This is a genomic window from Vibrio sp. V09_P4A23P171, assembly GCF_963875615.1.
GTDB classification, from domain to species: Bacteria; Pseudomonadota; Gammaproteobacteria; order Enterobacterales; family Vibrionaceae; genus Vibrio; species Vibrio anguillarum.
Genome location: NZ_CAWNMR010000011.1, coordinates 183,536 through 207,612 on the forward strand (window position 1 = coordinate 183,536; position 24,077 = coordinate 207,612).

12 protein-coding genes and 3 pseudogenes are annotated in these 24,077 nt (G+C 47.5%); 11 read left to right on the top strand and 4 right to left on the bottom strand.

The window, feature by feature from the left end; all coding sequences use genetic code 11:
• Window positions 1-29: 29 nt before the first annotated feature.
• A complete protein-coding gene (locus AACT23_RS05120) occupies window positions 30-965 on the bottom strand; it encodes a TIGR01212 family radical SAM protein (protein ID WP_094129850.1) in 936 nt (311 codons plus the stop codon).
• Between the two features lie 538 nt (window positions 966-1,503).
• On the opposite strand from AACT23_RS05120, the gene gltB (AACT23_RS05125) reads away from it, so the two are divergent.
• From gltB (AACT23_RS05125) to AACT23_RS05175, 11 genes and pseudogenes are all read left to right on the top strand, one after another.
• The gene (gene gltB / locus AACT23_RS05125; RefSeq protein WP_094129853.1) at window positions 1,504-6,051 is read left to right on the top strand and encodes a glutamate synthase large subunit; all 4,548 of its coding nucleotides are present in this window, start codon (window positions 1,504-1,506) and stop codon (window positions 6,049-6,051) included.
• Window positions 6,052-7,521, top strand: a complete 1,470-nt coding sequence (locus tag AACT23_RS05130; protein WP_094129856.1) for a glutamate synthase subunit beta — start codon at window positions 6,052-6,054, stop codon at window positions 7,519-7,521.
• Between the two features lie 412 nt (window positions 7,522-7,933).
• Window positions 7,934-12,397 (top strand): glutamate synthase large subunit, encoded by a 4,464-nt coding sequence (gltB, locus tag AACT23_RS05135; RefSeq protein WP_094129859.1) that lies wholly within the window; start codon window positions 7,934-7,936, stop codon window positions 12,395-12,397.
• Window positions 12,398-12,415: 18 nt separating this feature from the next.
• Window positions 12,416-13,433 (top strand): annotated as a pseudogene (locus AACT23_RS05140) (NAD(P)-binding protein); the annotation flags it as partial.
• Window positions 13,426-14,229, top strand: a pseudogene (locus AACT23_RS05145) (FAD-dependent oxidoreductase); the annotation flags it as partial. The pseudogenes AACT23_RS05140 and AACT23_RS05145, both read left to right, overlap by 8 nt.
• A gap of 140 nt (window positions 14,230-14,369) precedes the next feature.
• Window positions 14,370-14,795 (top strand): DUF1499 domain-containing protein, encoded by a 426-nt coding sequence (locus AACT23_RS05150; protein WP_081244961.1) that lies wholly within the window; start codon window positions 14,370-14,372, stop codon window positions 14,793-14,795.
• Window positions 14,796-15,035: 240 nt separating this feature from the next.
• A complete protein-coding gene (mtnN, locus tag AACT23_RS05155) occupies window positions 15,036-15,731 on the top strand; it encodes a 5'-methylthioadenosine/S-adenosylhomocysteine nucleosidase (protein ID WP_013856098.1) in 696 nt (231 codons plus the stop codon).
• Between the two features lie 17 nt (window positions 15,732-15,748).
• Window positions 15,749-16,702 carry a cobalamin biosynthesis family protein gene (locus AACT23_RS05160; protein ID WP_013856097.1) on the top strand — a complete coding sequence of 318 codons (954 nt, stop codon included), beginning with the start codon at window positions 15,749-15,751 and terminating at the stop codon, window positions 16,700-16,702.
• Window positions 16,703-17,527, top strand: a complete 825-nt coding sequence (gene btuF, locus AACT23_RS05165) for a vitamin B12 ABC transporter substrate-binding protein BtuF (protein ID WP_013856096.1) — start codon at window positions 16,703-16,705, stop codon at window positions 17,525-17,527.
• Between the two features lie 74 nt (window positions 17,528-17,601).
• The gene (locus tag AACT23_RS05170; protein WP_013856095.1) at window positions 17,602-18,222 is read left to right on the top strand and encodes a TRIC cation channel family protein; all 621 of its coding nucleotides are present in this window, start codon (window positions 17,602-17,604) and stop codon (window positions 18,220-18,222) included.
• A 102-nt stretch (window positions 18,223-18,324) separates the two neighbouring features.
• The gene (locus AACT23_RS05175) at window positions 18,325-19,197 is read left to right on the top strand and encodes a LysR family transcriptional regulator (protein WP_017047463.1); all 873 of its coding nucleotides are present in this window, start codon (window positions 18,325-18,327) and stop codon (window positions 19,195-19,197) included.
• Here AACT23_RS05175 and AACT23_RS05180 read toward each other — a convergent pair.
• The 3 genes and pseudogenes from AACT23_RS05180 to carB all read right to left on the bottom strand — a co-directional run bounded on the left by AACT23_RS05180 (window position 19,121) and on the right by carB (window position 24,065).
• Window positions 19,121-19,900, bottom strand: coding sequence for a TSUP family transporter (locus AACT23_RS05180; RefSeq protein ID WP_017047462.1), 780 nt, complete (start codon window positions 19,898-19,900; stop codon window positions 19,121-19,123). The two genes, AACT23_RS05175 and AACT23_RS05180, sit on opposite strands and share 77 nt — an antisense overlap.
• Before the next feature lie 265 nt (window positions 19,901-20,165).
• A pseudogene (tnpA, locus tag AACT23_RS05185) lies at window positions 20,166-20,613 on the bottom strand (IS200/IS605 family transposase).
• 221 nt (window positions 20,614-20,834) lie between these two features.
• Window positions 20,835-24,065 (bottom strand): carbamoyl-phosphate synthase large subunit, encoded by a 3,231-nt coding sequence (gene carB / locus AACT23_RS05190; RefSeq protein ID WP_017046523.1) that lies wholly within the window; start codon window positions 24,063-24,065, stop codon window positions 20,835-20,837.
• Window positions 24,066-24,077 lie beyond the last annotated feature (12 nt).

Here is a 24,077-nt window from a genome sequence, read left to right on the forward strand (position 1 = left end):
CACAAGGATTTGCGAAATTGCTTGAATCTTTAGCTGTTTGGAAGCGTATAGACAAACGGTCGACTTAAGCGTGAGCCTTGCGCGCCACCTTGATTAAGTGCTCGGCCTATTTCGGTCATCGCAAGCCAACGATTTTCACACCACAGTGGCGCAAGCAGTGTCGGCCGCCGGGCGGCTGACGAGACTCGGTGATAAATGATCTCAGGCGGTGTCATTTGAATCAATTCACTGGCAATGGCAACATACTCTTCTAACGTTGGCGCTTGTAATTTTCCTGCTCGCCACGCTTTGGCCATCGTACTGCCTTCAACAATATGCAACCCATGTAACTTGATACCATCAGTGCCTACCGCTAAGACTTGCTTTAAGGTTTGAAGATTATCGGTACGCGTTTCTTTAGGTAGCCCCACAATGAGATGCGTGCATACTTTGATCCCCAAGGCTCGAGCGCGCTCAGTGATCAACGCATAACATTCAAAGTCATGACCACGGTTGATCCGTTTGAGCGTTTGATTATTGGCGGTTTGCAAACCCAGTTCGAGCCAAATTTCAAAACCTTGTCGCACATAATCGGCCAATAAATCGAGCACAGCATCGGGTACACAATCAGGCCGAGTGCCAACGCATAACCCAACAATGTCAGCCGATTGAAGCGCTTGCTGATACATATTTTTCAACACCTGCACTTCCGCATAGGTACTGGTATAAGCTTGAAAATAGGCTAGATATTTTTTGGCACGTTTGATTTCACCAGCGCGTTCTGTCAATTGCTGCTCAATACTTTGGGCTTGTGTTTCTTCATCAGCAAAAGAAGCGACATTACAGAAGGTGCAACCACCTCGCCCAATCGTGCCATCTCGGTTCGGACAGCTAAAACCACCATGCAGGGTCAGCTTGTGAACTTTTTCGCCATAACGGCGCTGCAGATCTTGGCCGATCGTGTTAACCAATTGATGTAATTGCATTGAAGAAATACCGCTTATAGATAGTAATGAATATCAGTTAGATTTATGTAACTAAATTACATCCCTGCAAAATAAATTCACAAAGAGTAGCCGTATCAAACACTCTCCAACCTAACAAAAATCAATAAACATTCATAAAAACAGCGTTATTTGCTTAATGTTGCACCAATGTTAAACGGTACATGCATTTTTAACGAAAAAAATGGGCGACTAAAATGAGTTTTCGTTGGAATTCCTATAAACAAAATTGTAGGATACTTACACATCCGCCCTATTTTTTGTGATATTCCTTACATAAATAGTTGTGGAAAAATCGGTGATATTCGCACCCCTCCTATACAAACCACTAGCAAGTGGCATAAATAAATTGAATATCACTAAGGAATGTTTTTCTCGCCATATTTTTCCGGCGAGAGACGGAAAGGATTCGAACCCGCCAACACAGGCAGGTTTAGATTGATAACAATTAAAGGACAAGTCGCATCGCTAAGTATGCCTTAGCACACGTGCGTCTAAATTGAACTGGAAGGATGTATCTATGGTAGATAGAGAGCAGGATTCACGAGGTCTATATACTCCTGAATTGGAGCATGACGCTTGTGGTATCGGTTTTGTTGCCCACCTGAAAAACCGTAAGTCTCACCAAGTAGTGACTCAAGCTTTAGACATGCTTGCTCGTATGGAACACCGTGGTGGCCAAGGCTGTGACCCATGTTCTGGTGATGGCGCAGGTATCTTATTACAAAAACCCCATGAGTTTTTACTTGAAGAGACCGTTAAACTTGGCTTAAAACTGCCTTCGTTTGAAAAGTACGGCGTCGGCGTGGTGCTGTTTCCAAGAGATGAGCACAAACGCGCCCAGTGTCGTGATATTTTAGAACGCAACGCCAAGAGACTCGATTTAGAAGTACTGGGTTATCGCGTTTTGCCAACCGATAACTCCATGATTGGCGCAGACCCACTTAGCACTGAGCCTCAATTTGAGCACGTTTTCATCTCCGGTGGCCCAAGTACCACCCCCGCAGAATTAGAGCGTAAATTGTACGTTCTGCGTAATTACACCGTTCGCGTCTGCTTAGAAAGTGTATCTAACATTGGTGATGATTTTTACATCAACTCCATGTCTTACAAAACCTTGGTGTATAAAGGTCAGCTCACCACAGAGCAAGTACCACAGTACTTCCTTGATCTACAAAATCCGACCATGGTGACCGCGCTGGCGCTGGTGCATTCTCGTTTTTCGACCAATACATTCCCTAAATGGCGCTTAGCTCAGCCTTTCCGTTACATTGCGCACAACGGCGAAATCAACACAGTTCGCGGCAATTTAAACTGGATGAAAGCGCGCGAAGCGATCCTCGAATCAGATTTGTTTACACAAGCTGAAATCGACATGCTGCTGCCAATTTGCCAAGAAGGCAGTTCAGATTCCGCCAACTTCGATATGGCATTAGAGTTACTGGTTCTGTCTGGCCGCAGCCTGCCACACGCCCTGATGATGATGATCCCTGAAGCGTGGCAAGAAAATAAAAATATGGATCCAACCCGCCGCGCATTTTACCAATACCATGCTAACGTCATGGAACCGTGGGATGGCCCAGCATCAGTATGTTTTACTGATGGTGTACAAGTTGGCGCAACACTGGACCGTAACGGCCTGCGCCCATCACGTTATACCGTGACTAAAGATGATTTTCTGATCATGGCTTCAGAATCTGGCGTGGTTGAAATTGCACCAGAGAACGTGGAATACCGCGGCCGTTTACAGCCCGGACGTATCTTTGTCGCTGATTTAGAGCAAGGACGCATCATTTCTGATGAGGAAGTGAAAGACAGCATTGCGAATGCTCAGCCCTACGCCAAATGGGTTGAAGAGAACCTCCTCAGCTTGAAAAAACTGCCTGAAGCGAGCAACCAGTACAGCCAACCTGCTCCTGAGCGTCTAATGTCCCGCCAACAGTCGTTTGGCGTCAGCTCAGAAGAGGTGAATGAAATCATTCTTCCTTTGGCAAAAACCGGTTATGAACCGCTTTCGGCCATGGGGGCAGACTGGCCTCTGGCAGTGCTTTCGCATCAATCACAGCATCTCTCCAACTACTTTAAGCAACTGTTTGCTCAGGTCACCAACCCACCGATCGACCCGATCCGTGAAAGAATGGTGATGTCGCTCAATACTTACCTCGGTAAAGATCAGAACTTACTGACAGAGACGCCCCTGCACTGCTTAAAAGTCGAATTGGAATCTCCTGTTCTTTCCAACTCTGAGCTTGAGAAACTGCGCGCTATTGATAACGAACATCTGCAAGCGAAAACCTTAGATATCGTATTTCAAGCCAGTGAAGATCAAGGCAAATTGGAACGCGCGCTGAAACGCATTTGCCAATATGCAGAAGATGCGGTTATCGATGGTTACTCGATTATTTTATTGACCGACCGCGCGGTAAACTCAAACCATGCGGCAATCCCTGCAATGCTCGCTGTCGGTGCGGTTCATCACCACCTGATCCGTAAAGGCTTACGAGCTAAATGTGACATAGTGGTAGAAACCGGCGACGCGCGTGAAACACACCACTTTGCGACATTGATTGGCTATGGCGCAAATGCGGTTAACCCGTATTTAGTCATTGAAACCATTATCGATTTACAACGAGTTAAAAAACTCGACCCGACCATTGCAGCGAAAGATCTGTTTGACAATTACCGCAAAGGCATCAACGGCGGGCTACTGAAGATCTTCTCCAAAATGGGCATTTCCACACTGCAGTCTTACCACGGTGCGCAAATTTTTGAAGCGTTGGGCATCAGCAAATCAGTGGTAGATAAGTACTTTACTGGCACTGTATCGCGCATCCAAGGTTTGACCATTGATGACATCGCAAAAGAGGTGTTAGTTCGCCATCGCGTGGGCTACCCGACTCGCGAAGTTCCAGTGCAAGTGTTGGATGTGGGCGGCGTTTATCAGTGGAAACAGCGTGGCGAAAAACACCTGTTTAACCCAGAGACGATTTCGTTGCTGCAACAATCAACACGCAACAAAGATTATGTGCAGTTCAAGCAATACGCGAAAGCGGTAGATGACCAAGGCGACAACGCTGCCACGCTGCGTAGCCAGCTTGATTTTGTTAAAAATCCAGCCGGTTCGATTCCCATTGAGGAAGTGGAACCGATTGAACGTATTTTAAAACGCTTCGCAACCGGTGCCATGTCGTTTGGTTCAATCTCCTACGAAGCGCACTCAACGTTAGCCGTGGCGATGAACCGTATTGGCGCGAAATCCAACTCGGGTGAAGGCGGTGAAGATCCAGCACGCTTTGAACGCAAAGAAAATGGCGATTGGGAACGCTCTGCAATTAAACAGGTCGCTTCTGGTCGTTTTGGCGTGACCTCCTACTACCTCACCAATGCCGATGAACTACAGATCAAAATGGCTCAAGGCGCGAAACCAGGTGAAGGTGGGCAACTGCCGGGTGATAAAGTCGATGATTGGATCGGCGCGACACGCCACTCGACTCCGGGAGTCGGTCTTATTTCACCACCACCACATCACGATATCTATTCGATCGAAGATTTGGCGCAGCTGATCTTTGATTTGAAAAACGCGAACCGTACCGGCCGCGTCAACGTGAAATTAGTTTCCGAAGCCGGGGTTGGTACTATCGCCTCCGGTGTGGCTAAAGCCAAAGCGGATGTGGTATTAATTGCTGGCTATGATGGCGGCACGGGTGCATCACCGATGTCTTCGATTCGTCACACAGGCTTACCTTGGGAGCTCGGCCTTGCTGAAACGCACCAAACCTTGCTTAAAAATGGCCTGCGTAATCGCATTGTGGTGCAAAGTGACGGTCAGATGAAAACACCACGTGACCTTGCAATGGCGACATTGTTAGGCGCGGAAGAGTGGGGAATTGCCACCGCTGCGCTAGTGGTTGAAGGGTGTATCATGATGCGTAAGTGTCATAAAAACACCTGCCCAGTAGGGATTGCGACACAAAACAAAACCTTGCGTGAGCGCTTTGATGGCCGCGTAGACGATGTGGTCACCTTCTTCCAATACATGGCGCAAGGCTTACGTGAAATCATGGCAGAACTGGGTTTCCGTACTATCGATGAAATGGTTGGCCAATCGCATAAACTGAAAGTGCGTGACAACATCAACCACTGGAAATACAAAAACCTCGATTTGTCACCAGTGTTGTACATTCAAGAGCCTCGTGCAGAAGATGGTGTTTATTGCCAAACCAAACAAAATCATCATCTAGAAAACGTGCTAGATCGTCAGCTAATTCAAATAGCCAACCCCGCGCTTGAAAAAGGCGAAGCGGTTAACGCAGTCTTCCCTATCGTCAACACTGACCGTAGCACGGGTACTATGCTGTCGAACGAAATATCGAAGGTATACAAAGACCAAGGTCTACCTCAGCCAATGAAAGTTAAATTCAACGGCTCCGCAGGACAATCATTCGGTGCATTCCTTGCTAAAGGTGTAACGTTTGAAGTAGAAGGTGATGCCAACGATTATTGGGGCAAAGGTTTATCTGGCGGTACCTTAGTGCTCTACCCTGACACGCGCTCAACCATCATTGCGCAAGATAATATCGTGGTGGGTAACGTCTGTTTCTATGGCGCAACTTCTGGTGAATCCTATATTCGCGGCCTTGCTGGAGAACGTTTCTGCGTGCGTAACTCAGGAGCCAAAGTGGTCGTAGAAGGTATCGGCGATCACGGCTGTGAATACATGACAGGTGGCGTCGCAGTGATCCTAGGTTCGACAGGACGTAACTTTGCGGCTGGTATGAGTGGCGGTGTAGCCTACGTGTGGAATCGACATGGAGACTTCGAAACTAAGCTTAACGCTGAATTGGTTGATCTCGACCCACTGCAACAAGAAGATACCGATCTGCTACGTGAGATGCTCAACAAGCATGTTCAGTTCACAGGAAGTGAAGTGGCTCAGTTATTCCTTGATAATTTTGAAGCAAACCTTACCCAAATGGTAAAAGTGATGCCGCGTGACTACAAAGCGGTTCTTCAAAAACGCAAGGTTGCAGCTGCGCAAGTACAAACGGAAGAAGTGGAGGCCGTATAAATGGGTAAACCTACTGGATTTTTAGAACATGGCCGCGAGCTGCCAAAAAAGCTCGATCCAACGGTTCGCATTCAAAACAACCAAGAGTTTGTCCTCAACGAAGAGTTTGGTAGCAAAATTAATACTCAAGCGTCTCGTTGCATGGACTGCGGAGTACCGTTTTGCCATAACGGTTGCCCTATCGGTAACATTATTCCTGAATTTAACGATGCCGTTTATCGTGATAGTTGGGAAGAAGCTTGGAAGATCTTAAGCTCAACCAATAACTTCCCCGAGTTTACTGGTCGCGTGTGCCCTGCACCTTGCGAAAGTTCGTGCGTACTCGGGATCAACCAAGATCCCATTACTATCTGTAATATCGAAAAAACCATCGTGGAAACGGCTTATCGCGAAGGCTATGCCAAAGCGAAAAAGCCGCGTTCTCGTACTGGAAAAACCATCGCTATCATTGGATCTGGCCCGGCAGGTTTGGCCGCAGCTGAGCAGTTGAACAGCGCGGGTCACTCAGTTACTGTGTTTGAACGTGATGAAAAAGTCGGCGGCCTGCTGCGTTTTGGCATTCCGGATTTCAAACTGGGTATGGACGTTATTGATCGCAAAATCAATTTGATGGCAGAAGCGGGCGTCAAGTTTGAAGTAAACGCACATATCGGTGTTGATATCAACGCACAGCAACTACGCCAAGAGTTTGAGGTCATCTTGCTTACTGGTGGCTCTACCGTGCCTCGTAACCTGCCGATTCCGGGGCGCGAGTTAAAAGGGGTTCATTTTGCGATGGAGTTTCTGGCACAAAATAACCGCCGCGCGAATAACATGGATCTTAAAACTGACGAGATCCACGCTAAGGGTAAACATGTGGTGGTGATTGGTGGTGGTGATACTGGTTCTGACTGTGTCGGAACCTCAAACCGACACGGCGCCGCAAGCATCACGCAAGTTGAAATCATGCCGATCCCAGCCAATAAACGCCCAGCCAACATGCCTTGGCCGCAATATCCAATGATTTTGCGCACCTCAACTTCCCACGAAGAGGGCTGCGAACGTCATTGGAATATTCTAACCAAAGAGTTCCTCGGCAACGAGCAAGGTCAAGTCACGGGGCTACGTGTTGCTGATATCGTTTGGCAAGATGCAAAACCGGGTGAGCGCCCGAACTTTGATGAAGTCGCGGGCAGTGAACGTATTATTGCGTGTGATATGGCTTTCCTTGCTATGGGCTTTTTACATCCAGAACCACATGGTGTACTTGCTCAGCTTGATATCAAGTTAGATGAGCGTGGTAATGTGGCAACACAAGGTTTTGCGACCAACCAAAAAGGTGTTTTCGCTGCAGGTGATATGCGTACAGGACAATCGTTAGTCGTACGTTGTATCAATGAAGGGCGCGAGTGCGCACGCGAGATCGACGCTTACTTGATGGGCAACACCAACTTAGAAGCGAAAGCCGACTCATTGATGCTTTCAGCCTAGTGCCTCGCGCTCTTTTCGCTGGTTCAAGGTGATCCAGAGCGCTAAGCAGCGATGATTTCTTCCAACGTTCTACTTTTTGGCCAGCATTTAATGCTGGCCTTTTTTATGGCTAATTCTTATTCCATGAGATTACCCACGTTAACAAACTGTAACAACAAAAATTCTATCTCATTGAATATATTATATTAATCTAGATGATTAGGTGGTAAATCCCATTGCAACATGATTTTTCACCAACAACTTGACCTTTTGCACCATAAGCTATAGGTTGTGAAGTCAGTGAAAATTAAAATAATCATTTTTGTTAAAATTTAAATTGAGAATGAACGCATAATTACCCACTTAAAACAACAAAAATAGAATAGTTAGTCATTTACTGTCTGGATGACAGAGAAGCAAAGGGAGAATTGCAATGGCTCTATATGATCCAAGTTTAGAGAAAGACAACTGTGGATTTGGTTTGATCGCCCACATGGAAGGCCAAACCAGCCATAAATTAGTCAGAACCGCGATTTCAGCATTAGATCGTATGACCCACCGTGGCGGCATCGCAGCCGATGGTAAAACCGGTGATGGCTGTGGTCTATTACTACAAAAACCAGATAGTTACCTACGACTCATCGCTGAAGAAAAAGGCTGGAAGCTCGCCAAACAGTATGCGATTGGTATGATTTTCTTCAGCCAAGATCCGGTCAAAGCGCAATCAGCGCGCGATATTATCAACAAAGAACTGGCGCAAGAAACACTCACAGTGACAGGTTGGCGAACCGTACCAACGAACCAAGCTGTACTTGGCCCTATTGCTGCCGAATCCGTGCCTGATATTCAACAAGTCTTTATTAGTGCTCCAGCGGGTTGGCGTGAACGAGACATTGAACGACGCCTTTACATTGCTCGCCGTCGCATTGAAAAGCAGATCACCGAAGATCGTGATTTCTATGTTTGCTCATTATCGACTCAAGTCATTGTTTACAAAGGCTTGTGCATGCCTGCTGACCTACCGCGCTTTTATCTTGACCTAGCTGATCTACGGATGGAATCAGCCATTTGCTTGTTCCACCAGCGCTTTTCAACCAATACTCAGCCACGTTGGCCACTGGCACAGCCGTTCCGCTACTTAGCGCACAATGGTGAAATCAATACTATCGAAGGGAACCGTCAATGGGCGCGAGCACGGGCTTACAAATTTGCCTCTCCCCTACTACCGGATCTGCAAACCGCCGCGCCATTTGTCAATGAAACAGGTTCCGATTCATCAAGCTTAGACAACATGCTCGATCTGTTTTTAGCGGGGGGAATGGATATTTTCCGTGCCATGCGTATGTTAGTGCCGCCGGCGTGGCAAAATCACCCTGATATGGACCCAGACCTTCGTGCCTTTTACGACTTTAACTCAAAACACATGGAGCCATGGGATGGCCCAGCTGGCATTGTGTTATCGGATGGCCGTTATGCTGCTTGTAACCTTGATCGCAATGGCCTTCGCCCTGCGCGTTATGTGATCACCAAAGATAAACTCATCACCCTCGCCTCTGAAGTCGGAATTTGGGATTACGCGCCCGATGAAGTGGCTGAAAAAGGCCGCGTTGGGCCCGGTGAACTGCTGGTGATCGACACCCGTCATGGGAAATTGTGGCAATCTAGTGAAATTGATAACGATCTCAAAAGCCGCCACCCTTATGGCGAGTGGATGAAAAATAACGTCCACCGATTAACGCCATTTTCTGAACTCAGTGACGATTTGGTGGGCGAGCGCAGCTTTGACAATGACGAGCTGAAAACCTATCAAAAACAGTTTGCAATGAGCAACGAAGAGATTGATCAAGTACTGCGCGTACTGGGAGATGTAGGCCAAGAAGCGGTGGGATCAATGGGTGATGATACGCCGATGGCGGTGCTCTCTTCGAAAGAGCGTTTGGTTACCGATTATTTCCGCCAAAAATTTGCCCAAGTTACGAACCCGCCTATCGATCCACTACGTGAAAAGCACGTGATGTCACTGGCCACCAGCATCGGCCAAGAGATGAACGTGTTCTGTGAAACCGATGGTCACGCTTATCGTGTTACCTTTGATTCACCTATCTTGCTCTATTCCGACATGCAACAGCTATTGGAGCTCAGCGACAAACACTATCGCAATACCATTTTAGACATCAATTACGATCCACAGCATAAGGATCTCAAGCAAGCTTTGCTCGAACTTTGCCAACAAGCAGAGGAGGCCGTACGCCAAGGATCGGTATTGATCGTATTGTCTGACCGCGCTTTGCATAAGGATAAACTGCCGATCCCAGCGGCAATGGCCGTGGGCGCAGTACACACTCGCTTAGTCGAAGCCAATTTACGCTGCGATGCAAACATCATTATCGAAACCGCCACCGCACGTGACCCTCATCAATTTGCAGTCTTAATCGGCTTTGGCGCAACAGCCGTCTACCCTTACTTGGCCTACGAAACGCTCGGCAAAATGATTGATGATGGCACGTTGGAAAAAAGCTATCGCGAGGTGATGCAAAATTACCGTTACGGTATCGACAAAGGTTTATTGAAAATCATGTCGAAAATGGGCATTTCAACCGTTGCCTCTTATCGCTGCTCGCAGCTGTTTGAAGCGGTTGGCCTACATAGCGACGTAGTTCAGTTGTGTTTTAAAGGTGTCACCACGCGTATTCAAGGTGCTAACTTCGAAGACTTCCAACAAGATCTATTTAATTTAGCGCGCAAAGCGTGGACCAAACGTAAAACACTCGAACAAGGTGGCTTATTAAAATACGTGCATGGTGGTGAATACCATGCCTATAACCCAGATGTGGTTGGTACCTTACAAGCCGCAGTTAAATCAGGTGAAAGCGCCGATTACCAAAGCTTTGCCCAGCAGGTCAACGCACGCCCCGTTGCGATGCTACGCGATTTACTGCGCTTAAAAAAATCAGCGATACCGCTAGCACTGGAAAAAATCGAACCCAGTACGGAGCTATTTAAACGTTTTGATTCTGCGGCGATGTCGATTGGCGCCTTAAGCCCAGAAGCCCATGAAGCGTTAGCGACCGCAATGAACCGCTTAGGTGGCTACTCCAACTCTGGTGAAGGTGGAGAAGATCCACGCCGTTTTGGCACTGAACGTAACTCCCGTATTAAGCAGGTCGCATCAGGGCGTTTTGGCGTGACTCCGCATTACCTCACCAATGCTGACGTACTGCAAATTAAAGTGGCGCAAGGAGCAAAGCCGGGTGAAGGTGGCCAACTTCCCGGCCATAAAGTGACCGCGGAAATTGCCAAGTTGCGCTATTCAGTGCAAGGCGTGACCTTAATTTCACCACCGCCGCACCACGATATTTATTCGATTGAAGATTTAGCCCAGCTGATTTTCGATCTCAAACAAGTTAACCCAAAAGCTTTGGTTTCGGTCAAATTAGTTTCAGAGCCGGGCGTTGGCACCATTGCCACTGGCGTTGCCAAAGCCTACGCCGATCTTATCACTATTTCTGGTTATGACGGCGGTACAGCGGCTAGCCCACTCACCTCGGTAAAATACGCTGGTAGCCCTTGGGAACTCGGCCTTGCTGAAACCCAACAAGCGTTAGTCGCAAACGGCCTGCGCCACAAAATTCGACTTCAAGTTGACGGTGGTCTAAAAACAGGACTGGACGTGATTAAAGGCGCGATTTTAGGTGCCGAAAGCTTCGGTTTTGGCACAGCTCCTATGGTCGCGATGGGCTGTAAATTTTTACGGATTTGCCACCTTAATAACTGTGCGACAGGCGTAGCAACGCAAGATGAAACGCTGCGTAAAGAGTATTTCAAAGGCTTACCTGAGATGGTGATGAACTATTTCATCGGTCTTGCCGACGAGGTCCGTGGTTACTTGGCGCAGTTGGGCGTTGAAAAGCTCACCGATCTGATTGGCCGCACCGATTTACTAGAAGTACTTGAAGGGATGACCGCTAAGCAAAGCAAATTGGACTTATCCGGTTTATTGGAAGCGCCAGTATCCGCTCAGGGTCATCCGCTTTACTGGACTCAACCCAATACACCGTTTGATAAAGGACAACTTAACCAACAATTTGTCGATGACGCTTTAGCGGCAGTTGAAGCACAACAATCGATCAGCTTGTATTACAACGTACAAAATACTGACCGCTCGCTCGGTGCTCGCCTATCTGGTGAAATCGCCAAACGTTATGGTAACCAAGGCGTGGCCGCCTCGCCGATTAAAATTTATCTCGATGGCACAGCAGGTCAGTCATTTGGTGTATGGAACGCAGGTGGTGTTGAGCTTTACCTTACTGGCGATGCCAATGACTATGTTGGTAAAGGGATGGCAGGCGGAAAGCTAGTCATCAAACCCCACCTTGGTACCGCTTTTAACTGCAACGACGCTACGATCATCGGCAACACCTGTTTATATGGCGCAACGGGCGGCAAGCTGTTTGCGGCTGGCAAAGCGGGAGAGCGTTTTGGTGTGCGTAACTCTGGCACTATCACAGTTATCGAAGGCGCTGGTGATAACGCTTGCGAATACATGACCGGCGGAATCGTCGCCATTTTGGGTGCAACAGGCGTTAACTTTGGCGCGGGTATGACGGGCGGCTTTGCTTACGTGATGGATGAAAACGGTGATTTCCAAGGTCGAGTCAACAGTGAATCAGTAGAGGCTATTTCATTGCAAGATCTCTACATTCACCAAGAACATTTACGTGGTTTAATTGCCGAGCATTTGGAAGAGACGGGGTCGGTGCATGCTGAACAGATCTTAGCGAACTTTGATGAATGGATTCCAAAGTTCTATCTCATCAAACCCCAGGCGGCGGATCTGCAAACCCTACTCGGCCATCAAAGCCGCAGTGCCGCCGAACTTCGCGTTCAAGCGCAATAATTGGAAGGAGCCAGATTAATGAGCCAGAACGTATACCAATTTATTGATGTGAATCGAGTTGATCCGGCAAAAAAGCCGCTCACTATTCGCAAAATCGAGTTCGTCGAAATTTACGAACCCTTTACTAAACAGCAAGCGACCGCTCAAGCGGATCGCTGCTTAGATTGCGGCAACCCTTACTGCGAATGGAAATGCCCAGTGCACAACTACATTCCGCAATGGCTAAAACTGGCCAATGAAGGGCGCATTATTGAAGCCGCTGAACTATCGCACCAAACCAACAGCTTGCCCGAAGTCTGTGGGCGAGTCTGCCCACAAGATCGCCTCTGTGAAGGCTCTTGTACCCTAAACAATGACTTTGGTGCGGTCACCATAGGTAACATCGAAAAATACATTAACGACAAAGCGTTTGAGATGGGCTGGAAACCAGACATGTCACACGTGGAGTGGACAGATAAGAAAGTAGCGATCATTGGTGCAGGCCCTGCAGGTCTAGCCGCAGCCGATATTTTAGTGCGCAACGGGGTGAAGCCTGTGGTGTTTGATCGCTATCCTGAAATTGGTGGTTTGCTAACCTTTGGTATTCCCTCTTTCAAACTTGAAAAAGGCGTGATGGAAAACCGCCGCCGCATTTTCAGTGAGATGGGCGTCGAATTTCAGCTCAACATCGAAGTAGGTAAAGACATCACACTGCAAACGCTGCTTAATGAATATGATGCCGTTTTTCTCGGTGTCGGGACTTACCAAAACATGCGCGCAGGGCTAGAAAATGAAGAGGCAAACGGTGTTTACGATGCTCTACCCTTCTTAGTGTCAAATACTTATAAAGTGATGGGTTTGGAATCACCCCAACCATTTATTGATATGGCGGGCAAAAAAGCGGGGGATTTGGGGGCGGAGACACTGCGATGGATGCGGGGGTACTTCCATTCGCCCAAAAGACGCCCAAGGGATTTTTGCCCAACGACGCGGTGAAGAGAAAAAGGCGGGTGCACACCGAGAAGGGGAAAAAGGCAAAGAAGAAGGAGAAGANTTTCAGTGAGATGGGCGTCGAATTTCAGCTCAACATCGAAGTAGGTAAAGACATCACACTGCAAACGCTGCTTAATGAATATGATGCCGTTTTTCTCGGTGTCGGGACTTACCAAAACATGCGCGCAGGGCTAGAAAATGAAGAGGCAAACGGTGTTTACGATGCTCTACCCTTCTTAGTGTCAAATACTTATAAAGTGATGGGTTTGGAATCACCCCAACCATTTATTGATATGGCGGGCAAAAAAGTCGTGGTACTTGGAGGCGGAGACACTGCGATGGATTGCGTGCGTACTTCCATTCGCCAACATGCCGCCAAAGTGATTTGTGCCTACCGACGCGATGAAGAGAACATGCCGGGTTCACGCCGAGAAGTGAAAAATGCCAAAGAAGAAGGCGTAGAATTTATGTTCAACCTGCAACCGCTCGCCATTGAGGTCAATGAACAAGGCCAAGTGATTGGCGTTAAAGTGGTGCAAACCGCTTTGGGGGAGCCTGACGCTGCTGGGCGTCGCAAGCCCGAGCCCGTTGCGGGCAGCGAACATGTGTTGGCAGCCGACGCCGTCATTATGGCGTTTGGTTTTCAGCCACATGCCATGCCATGGCTTGAGCCATTTGGCGTTGAACTTGATCAATGGGGACGCATTAAGGCCGCGTCGCAGCAATCGTTCCAGTACCAAACCAGTAATGAAAAAATTTTTGCTGGTGGGGATGCCGTACGCGGCTCCGATCTGGTCGTCACGGCCATTGACGAAGGGCGCAAAGCCGCAGAAGGAATACTTGACTACTTAGGTCTTTAAGCCTTAACTGCTTAATATCCTTGAAGGATTCATGGTGACGTGAATCCTTTTTTCTTAGGCCATTTTCCTTCAGCCATCGACACTGCAGCTCGCTTGTATTTTGGCGATTGGTAATGAGGATTCATTTGATAAGGACTATCATGCGCGTAGTACTAAGTTTACTGATGTTTGCCACACTAACCGCTTGCAGCCAAGGAGTGACAACTATGACCGATCGCACTGCGACCCCTTGCGGAAATAAACCGAATTGCGTTTCGACTCAAGATGAGCGTAACGCGTTCTCGCTCTCTCCCTTTATCCTCAAAACAGGCGTCTCTTTAGATAAAATCGAAGCGGTAGCGCTTTCTATTCCTCGCTCTAAAACGGCGGTGAAAGAGGACAATTATCTCCGCATTGAATGCACCAGTCGTATTTGGCGATTTGTGGATGATCTTGAACTTAAGATAGAGAACGGACGTTTAATCGTACGATCTGAATCGCGCATTGGTTATTCAGATATGGGCGTCAATCGTAAGCGAGCAGAAACACTGCGAGAAAACCTCACCAAAGCAGGCTTGATTGAATAGTTGCTCAGTATCGCACTGGCGGAAAGTTTCGTGCTAAACTTCGGCCAATTTTGCTATACCCAAACAACTTGGAGTTGCAGGTAGGCGGCAAGTGAGTGAGTCCCCATGAGCATAGGCAAACTATGTGATTGGGGTGAACGAACGTAGCCAACACCGCTGCGGCTTCAAGTAGGAAGGGTATATTCACCAGATATTTACTATCAACCGAATATTTACTACTAACCGAATAAGAGAAACCTCATGAAAATCGGCATTATTGGCGCGATGGAGCAAGAAGTCGCGATATTAAAAGACGCAATCGACAATGTTCAAGAAGTCAGCAAAGCAGGCTGCACCTATTTTTCAGGTCAAATCCATGGGGTGGATGTGGTGCTGCTACAATCTGGCATTGGTAAAGTCGCCGCAGCCATTGGCACCACTCTTTTACTTAATGAATACCAACCAGATGTAGTGATTAACACCGGTTCTGCAGGTGGTTTCGATTCAAGCTTAACCATGGGTGATGTAGTCATTTCAAGCGAAGTTCGTCACCATGATGCCGATGTAACAGCATTTGGCTATGAAATGGGGCAAATGGCAGGTCAACCAGCCGCTTTCAAAGCGGATGATGCATTGATCCGCGTTGCAGAACAAGCACTAACACACATCAAAGATAAGCACGCGGTACGCGGCCTGATTTGTACCGGGGATGCTTTCGTTTGTACCGCTGAGCGTCAAAGCTTTATTCGCCAACACTTCCCAACCGTGATTGCGGTTGAGATGGAAGCTTCAGCAATTGCACAAACTTGCCACCAATTCAAAGTGCCTTTTGTGGTCGTTCGCGCCATTTCAGATGTAGCCGATAAAGCGTCTCCGATGTCCTTTGATGAATTTTTACCGCTTGCCGCACAAAGCTCATCAGAAATGGTGATTAAGATGGTCGAACTGCTTAAGTAAGCAGTGACAGACTCAACATGGACGAGTTAATCACCTACTTGTATGCCAACGGTACGCTCCTCGTTATGTGGGGAGCGGTTGCCTTTCATCTTATTTTACCCATCCCGCGTAACGCTCATCCCGTCACTTTGTGGCGAAAATTTGCGGAAATATTAGCGGATAAAGTCAATACCAGTAGCAGTTATTCACAAAGCCTACTTTCCGGCACACTGGCTTGGCTATTGATGTGCCTACCCGCATGGGTCACCTTAGTCGCGTTAAAACCTTTGGTATGGCAACCTCAACTATTTGATTTAGCGCTACTATTACTCGCATTTGATTGGCGTAGCCAAGAATTATTAGCCAATCAGCTTATCGGCGCACTCAGCAAAGAAGACAAAAAATACGCTCGCAGCGTGCTTGCCCCTTTTGTGAATCGTGAAACCGATAGCTTGTCTGCGCTGGGGTTAGGTAAGGCGGGGGCTGAAACCGTCATTGTTGGCTATGGGCGCAACGTGATTGCAGTGCTATTTTGGTACGCCTGTTTTGGCGGTATTGGCGCGTTGATGTACCGTCTCATCGCTGAACTCGCCAGAGCTTGGGCGCCTTCGCGAGCGGCGTTTCATCCTTTTGGTATTCCATCGGTACGCTTGCTGGCTGTGCTTGACTTTGTGCCACTGCGCCTATTTAGCCTATTGATTATCATTGGTCGCAACGCATCAAACACCTTCTCAGCCATGTTACAACAAAGCCGCTTATGGCCACTCCCAGGGCCTGCATGGCTGTTAACCGCCGTCGGCAATAAACTATCACTGGCCTTAGGTGGCCCAGCTATCTACGGTGATAAAAAAGCCCTGCGCGTAAAAATAGGCGGACGTATCGCCCCATCAGCCTTCCACCTTGCGCAAATCCAAAAACTGTTAGCTTGGCGTATTTTCGCGTGGATAGCATTAGAGAGCGTGATACTGCTGCTCGTCCATCAAGGATTTTAGATGCGTTTACTGTTTCTCAATATTGTCGTCACGCTGTGCGTAGCTTTTCCAGTTCAAGCGCAAGTTAAACGCATCATTAGCTTAGCGCCTCATGCCACGGAATTGGCCTTTGCGGCTGGCCTTGGTGATAAATTGGTGGCCGTCAGCGAGTACAGTGACTACCCAGCACAAGCACTCAAACTCGAAAAAGTGGCCAATTACCAAGGGTTGAATATAGAGCGCATTCTTACCCTAAAACCGGATTTAGTGATTGCTTGGCCTGCGGGCAATCCGGCGAAGGAGCTCGATAAATTAAAGCAGTTAGGGCTGAGGATTTATACGACAAAAACTCAAAAACTCGATGACATTGCCAATAATATTGAAGCACTTAGCCAATTTGCCGATGATCCGAGTATCGGCCAGCAAGCGGCGCGTGATTTTCGTCAATCACTCATCACTCTGAAACAGAGTTATGGCAGCCAAAGTAAAGTTCGTTATTTCTATCAACTCAGTGAAAAACCGATCATCACACTGGCCAAAGGCAGTTGGCCCAGTGAGGTCTTTGAATTTTGTGGCGGCGAAAATATTTTTGCCAACAGCGCATCCCCCTACCCTCAAGTTGGGATTGAGCAAGTGCTGCTGGCTAAACCTGATGTAATTTTCACCTCTGAACATGCGATAAAAAATGGCACGATGTGGCAAAAGTGGCAACAGCAACTACCCGCTGTACAAAACGGGTTTGTGTGGGCACTGACCTCAGATTGGTTAAATCGACCAACGCCCAGAACACTGCAAGCGATAGAAGAAGTGTGTGAGTACTTTTCCGTCGTTCGCCAAAAACGCTAACGCTTGCGTAATAAAATCTCGTACAATTCCTGCCCGAATTTTGTTCCATTAACGACTAAAGAGAACCCAGTAACATGGACTCCATGCTGCTCTATCTTATTGACTTATTTGGTACGGCTATCTTTGCCATTTCTGGCGTATTATTAGCTGGTCGATTAAAAATGGACCCGTTTGGCGTGGTCGTGCTTGCGAGCGTTACTGCAATTGGCGGTGGAACAATTCGTGATATGGCATTGGGTGCGACGCCAGTTTTCTGGATAAAAGACACCACTTATCTTTGGGTCATTTTCATCACTTGTTTACTCACCATGCTGCTGGTTCGCAGGCCTAAACGCGTTGCTTGGTGGATCTTACCCGTTTGTGATGCAATCGGTTTAGCCGTGTTTGTTGGCATTGGTGTTGAAAAGGCGATGAACTATCAAGACTCGGCCATGGTTGCGGTAATCATGGGCGTTATTACTGGCTGTGGCGGCGGTATTATTCGTGATGTACTGGCCCGTGAGATTCCAATGGTGCTACGCAGCGAAGTCTATGCTACAGCTTGTATCATCGGCGGTCTGTTTCATACCACAGCACTAGCGATGGGCTACGATAGCTCAAGCGCCTTTCTGGCCGGAGTCGCCTCAACCTTAATCATTCGACTTGGAGCGATCCGCTGGCACTTATCACTGCCCACTTTTGCACTGAATAAATAAAGCCGATCTCATCAAAACCACAATCAGTAACATGTACAGACGCTATGGGTTATGGTCGCTTTGCGATAAGATGAGCCAATCTATTCCTCATCGTCATTAATTATGTTGCTAGAAGGTATCGAAACTTTGCTGGTACTGAGCAAAGAAAAAACCATGGGGCGTACGGGCAGCCTACTCTACATTAGCCAGTCCGCCGTTAGTAAGCGGATTGCTAATTTAGAAAAAAGGGTCGGTAAAAAGCTGATTGAGCCTGATGGCCGACAGATTAAATTAACCACAGATGCACAGGCCTTGGTTGAAACTATTGGCCCAAGCTTTAGTGAGTTATGCGGTTTGATTTTCGATCAGCAATCTTTTACGGATGCCACACTGATCAGGATAGACTGCTCAGAAACGTTAGTCGCTGGCTATATTAATACCACCATGGGGCAGTACCTCAAGCACGATAAGTTCATCACCATCACCACGAACCATACGCCGAGGATTGTTCAGCACGTTCAATCAGGCAAAGCGACATTAGGATTTTGCGCAGGCTACTTACCCGCTAATCATGGGCTAATGACGTTTCATCTGGTAGATGAACCCTTTTACATTGTCAGCCAAACACCCTTATCTTCGTTACCTAAACAGCTCGTTACCAATGATTTATCCAACCCAGCGAACGCCTATCAAGTCGATATATTGGCGAAACTCGCCATCACGCCACAGATGGAAATGGACTCGTATACGGCCGCAGCACAATTGGCATTAGGAGGCATGACGCCTGCTTTAGTACCACTTTCAGTGATTAAAGCGCTGAACATTGAACCTCGCTATTACTTTGATTTTGATGAACTGCAACCTTTGGTTCGGCCTGTTCATCTCTGTCTGCGCAGCAATAGTTATCGCTCGCCAAGGGTCAAAAGATTGATAACAACCATTGCTGATGCTGTTGCCAAAGAAGTTTTATTGCCATCAACATCGACATCACAATAACTAATGGGCGGATCCATTTCTGCCCTTTAGTCACCACTATCTTTGCGCCCATTCTCGCCCCTAAAAAACCACCAACGGCCATCACCAGCCCTATCTTCCAAATCGGCAAGCCAGCAATAACAAAAAAAAGCAGCGCAGCAATGTTTGAAGTGAAGTTGAGAACCTTGGTTCTTGCAGTCGCTTCAATCAACGAAAAATGACCTAACACGACAAAACAGACCGTAAAAATAGACCCGGTGCCCGGACCGAAAAAACCATCATAAAAACCGATACCAAAACCGACCGTAAAAGCAAAAGCCGTTTCAGACAATGGAGCAGGCCCATTGTGGGTTTTCGTCGCGGGTGCAAGTAGAAAATAGAGTGAAATACCGATCAGCAACAGCGGGATTAAGCTGGTCAACAAACTGGCATCCATATGCTGCACAAGTTCAGCCCCACACGCAGCGCCGATAAAAGTACAAGCTATCGCCAACTTCATCTCTTTTAGGTTCACAATGCCATTGCGTACAAAATACCAAGTGGCGGAGAAACTGCCAAATGAGCTTTGCAGCTTATTGGTAGCCAGCGCTTGAGTCGGTGGCACGCCTACTGCCAGCAAAGCCGGCAAAGTAAGCAAACCGCCACCGCCAGCCATCGCATCAATGAACCCTGCAATCCCTGCAACCAAAAACAACAGGCCTAATACTTCCAGTGAAAGTTCCATTTCTTATCAACGCATTGAACAATAAAAACCAACAATAGCACCACTTAAAAGGTGAAAACAGCGAAAGCCAAGACAACAACCCATTCCCATTTTTCATCAATTAAAAAGCTATCCTCTAAGCCAAATCTCTTCTTCATTGGTAAAACGATTCAATTCGGCCGAAAAGTATCCACCGGCATAGCCGGTGGTTTTTCATATGCGCCTATAAGGCTTTCCTACTGGCAGCGCCCTAGCAGGCGCGTAGTGATCTGACATTTGCATATGACTATTTCCTGCGGCCCGTAAACGGGCTACCTGAGTACGGGAGCGATAATTGCTCTCCCATTTTATCCTGCTCTAGTTGGTGCTTTATGTAACTTTGTATCTTCTACCGTATCTACATAATACCCTCAACACCAAAATTCTCGATTCCTGTACTTGAACTTCAAATCGCCAAATCGCTCATATAGCATCAGGCTACTTTTTCCTTTCAAATACCCCATAAATGATGAAACACTCATCTTCGGTGGTATTTCTAAAAGCATATGAATATGATCTACGCAGCACTCCGCTTCAATAATATTCACACTTTTCCATTCACATAGTTTTCTAAGTATCTCGCCTACTGCCCTTCGTTTCTCACCATAGAACACCTGCCTTCGGTACTTAGGTGCAAAAACTACATGATATTTACAATTCCATCGCGTGTGCGCTAAGCTCTTTTCGTCCCCCATTGGGACCCCCTTTCAATTCTTAATTAACTCTTGCAGTTGCCAGACCACAAGACGTTTTTATCAAATTGAAAGGGGTTATATAACTGACTTATAGCTGTAAGCTTTACGGAACCCCCAGCCTAGCTGGGGGTTTTCTCGATACAAAAAAAGCCCGCTTAATTCAGCGGGCAATGAGGTTGTCATGTAGGTCTTAGACCTACTGATTTATTATTTTTTAACGCTTATGCTAAGTGTGCTTTCACTTGCGCGTGTAACTCTTGCACTGACGTAACTGATGACTTCGCATCGGCCGTATGAGACATACAGGTTGCAAAGGCAGCATTCAGTGTTGTGGTGTAGTTGACTTTTTGTGCTAATGCTCCACGACGAAGAACTTTAGAATCTTCAATCGCTTGACGCCCCTCGGCTGTATTAATGATGTAGGTGTATTCATTATTCTTAATACGGTCAAGAATATGAGGGCGACCTTCATGCACTTTATTCACCAAACGTGGGTTAATACCGGCTTCACCTAAAATTACAGCTGTACCGTGGGTAGCATCAAGCTGATAACCTAATTTCACCAGTTTCGACGCTAAATCAACCACACGCTGTTTATCACCTTCACGTACAGAGAGCAGAGCTCGGCCGCCTTCAGGATAAACATTACCGCAACCTAATTCCGCTTTTGCATAAGCTTCAGCAAACGTTGCACCCACGCCCATCACTTCACCCGTTGAACGCATTTCAGGGCCAAGCAGTGGGTCAACACCAGGGAATTTATTAAATGGCAGAACCACTTCTTTCACTGAGTAGTAAGGAGGAATGATCTCTTTAGTAAAGCCTTGTGACTCTAGAGACTGCCCTGCCATCACGCGCGCGGCAATTTTGGCAAGCGGTGCGCCCGTTGCTTTTGACACAAACGGTACAGTACGAGCGGCACGAGGGTTAACTTCAATCAGGTACACTTGATTATCTTTAACCGCAAACTGCGTGTTCATCAAACCGCGAACGCCTAATTCAAACGCCAGCTTCTCAACTTGTTCACGCATCACATCTTGGATTTCTTGGCTTAACGTATAAGCTGGCAGAGAGCAAGCTGAGTCACCAGAGTGAACACCCGCTTGTTCAATGTGCTCCATGATGCCACCAATGACGACACGCTCACCATCACAAATCGCATCAATATCGACTTCAATTGCATCATCGAGGAAGCGATCAAGCAGTACTGGGGATTCGTTAGACACACTGACGGCTTCGTTAAAGTAACGACGCAGATCTTGTTCGTCATAGACGATTTCCATCGCGCGGCCACCAAGAACGTAAGACGGGCGTACCACCAGCGGGAAGCCGATGTCTTTCGATTTTTCAATCGCCTGTTCCATTGTGGTCACTGTTGCGTTTTCTGGCTGCAGCAGACCTAAACGATCAACCGCTTGCTGGAAACGCTCACGATCTTCGGCGCGGTCAATCGCATCTGGGCTAGTACCAATGATAGGCACTCCAGCGGCCTCAAGTGCACGAGCCAATTTCAGTGGTGTTTGACCACCGTATTGCACGATGACGCCTTTAGGTTTTTCAACACGAACAATCGCCAATACATCTTCGAGTGTCACTGGTTCAAAATAGAGGCGATCGGAAGTGTCATAGTCTGTTGAAACCGTTTCAGGGTTACAGTTAACCATGATGGTTTCATAACCATCTTCGCGTAGCGCGAGTGAGGCATGAACACAACAGTAATCAAACTCGATACCTTGACCAATACGGTTTGGACCACCGCCGAGCACCATGATTTTGTCTCTATCGGTCGGTTGTGCTTCACATTCGTCATCATAAGAGGAGTACATGTAAGCCGTATCAGACGAAAACTCCGCCGCGCAAGTATCGACACGCTTGTAAACCGGATGAATATTATATTGGTCACGCATACGACGAATTTCACTTTCAGCCACGCCAAGCAGTGAAGAGAGACGCGCATCCGCAAAACCTTTGCGCTTCATCTTGCGTAGAACATCCGCATTTAAGCCAGCAAAACCACCCGCTTTGACTTCTTGTTCCATTTTGACCAGTTCTTCGATTTGTACCAAGAACCAGCGATCAACGTTAGTCAGGTTGAAGACCCCATCCACAGACAAACCAGCGCGGAAAGCATCTGCGATATACCAAATACGCTCAGCACCCGCTTCTTTCAGCTCATGGCGAATTTTAGTCAGTGCATCTGGTGCGTCTAAATCAACCATTTCGTCTAGGCCGTTTACGCCAATTTCCAGCCCACGCAGTGCTTTTTGCAGCGATTCTTGTTGGTTACGACCAATCGCCATCACTTCGCCCACCGACTTCATTTGCGTGGTTAAGCGATCGTTAGCACCGGCAAATTTTTCGAAGTTAAAGCGAGGGATTTTCGTCACAACATAATCAATAGTTGGCTCAAACGACGCTGGGGTTGCACCACCAGTAATGTCGTTCATTAACTCATCAAGTGTGAAACCTACCGCCAATTTGGCTGCAACTTTGGCAATAGGGAAGCCCGTCGCTTTCGATGCAAGAGCCGAAGAGCGAGAAACACGTGGGTTCATCTCGATGATCACCATGCGGCCATCTTTCGGGTTGATACCAAACTGTACGTTCGAACCACCCGTTTCCACACCGATTTCACGCAGTACGGCTAGCGATGCGTTACGCATGATCTGATATTCTTTGTCAGTTAGCGTTTGCGCAGGAGCTACCGTGATCGAGTCCCCCGTGTGAATACCCATTGGGTCAAAGTTTTCAATCGCACAGACTATGATGCAGTTGTCCGCTTTATCGCGAACCACTTCCATTTCGTACTCTTTCCAACCGATGAGTGATTCATCAATCAACAACTCGTTGGTTGGCGAAAGATCAAGGCCACGGCGGCAAATCTCTTCAAACTCTTCTTTGTTGTAAGCGATACCGCCGCCGGTTCCACCCATAGTAAATGAAGGGCGAATAATGCAAGGGAAACCCACCATCTCTTGAACGCGGTAAGCTTCTTCCATAGTTTTTGCCGTATCAGCGCGAGGACAAGCTAAGCCGATTGACTTCATCGCTTTATCAAAGCGAGAACGATCTTCCGCTTTATCAATCGCATCAGCCGTTGCGCCAATCATCTCAACGCCAAACTCAGCCAGAACACCATGCTTTTCCAGTTCAAGTGCACAGTTCAATGCAGTTTGGCCACCCATGGTCGGTAATACCGCGTCTGGGCGCTCTTTTTCGATGATTTTACGCACTACTTCCCAATGGATAGGCTCAATATAAGTCGCATCGGCCATCTCTGGGTCAGTCATGATAGTGGCAGGGTTCGAGTTGACCAAAATCACTCGGTAACCTTCTTCACGCAGGGCTTTACATGCTTGAGCGCCAGAGTAGTCAAACTCACAAGCCTGACCGATTACAATCGGGCCAGCACCTAGAATTAGAATACTTTTAATGTCAGTACGTTTTGGCATTGTCTACTACTC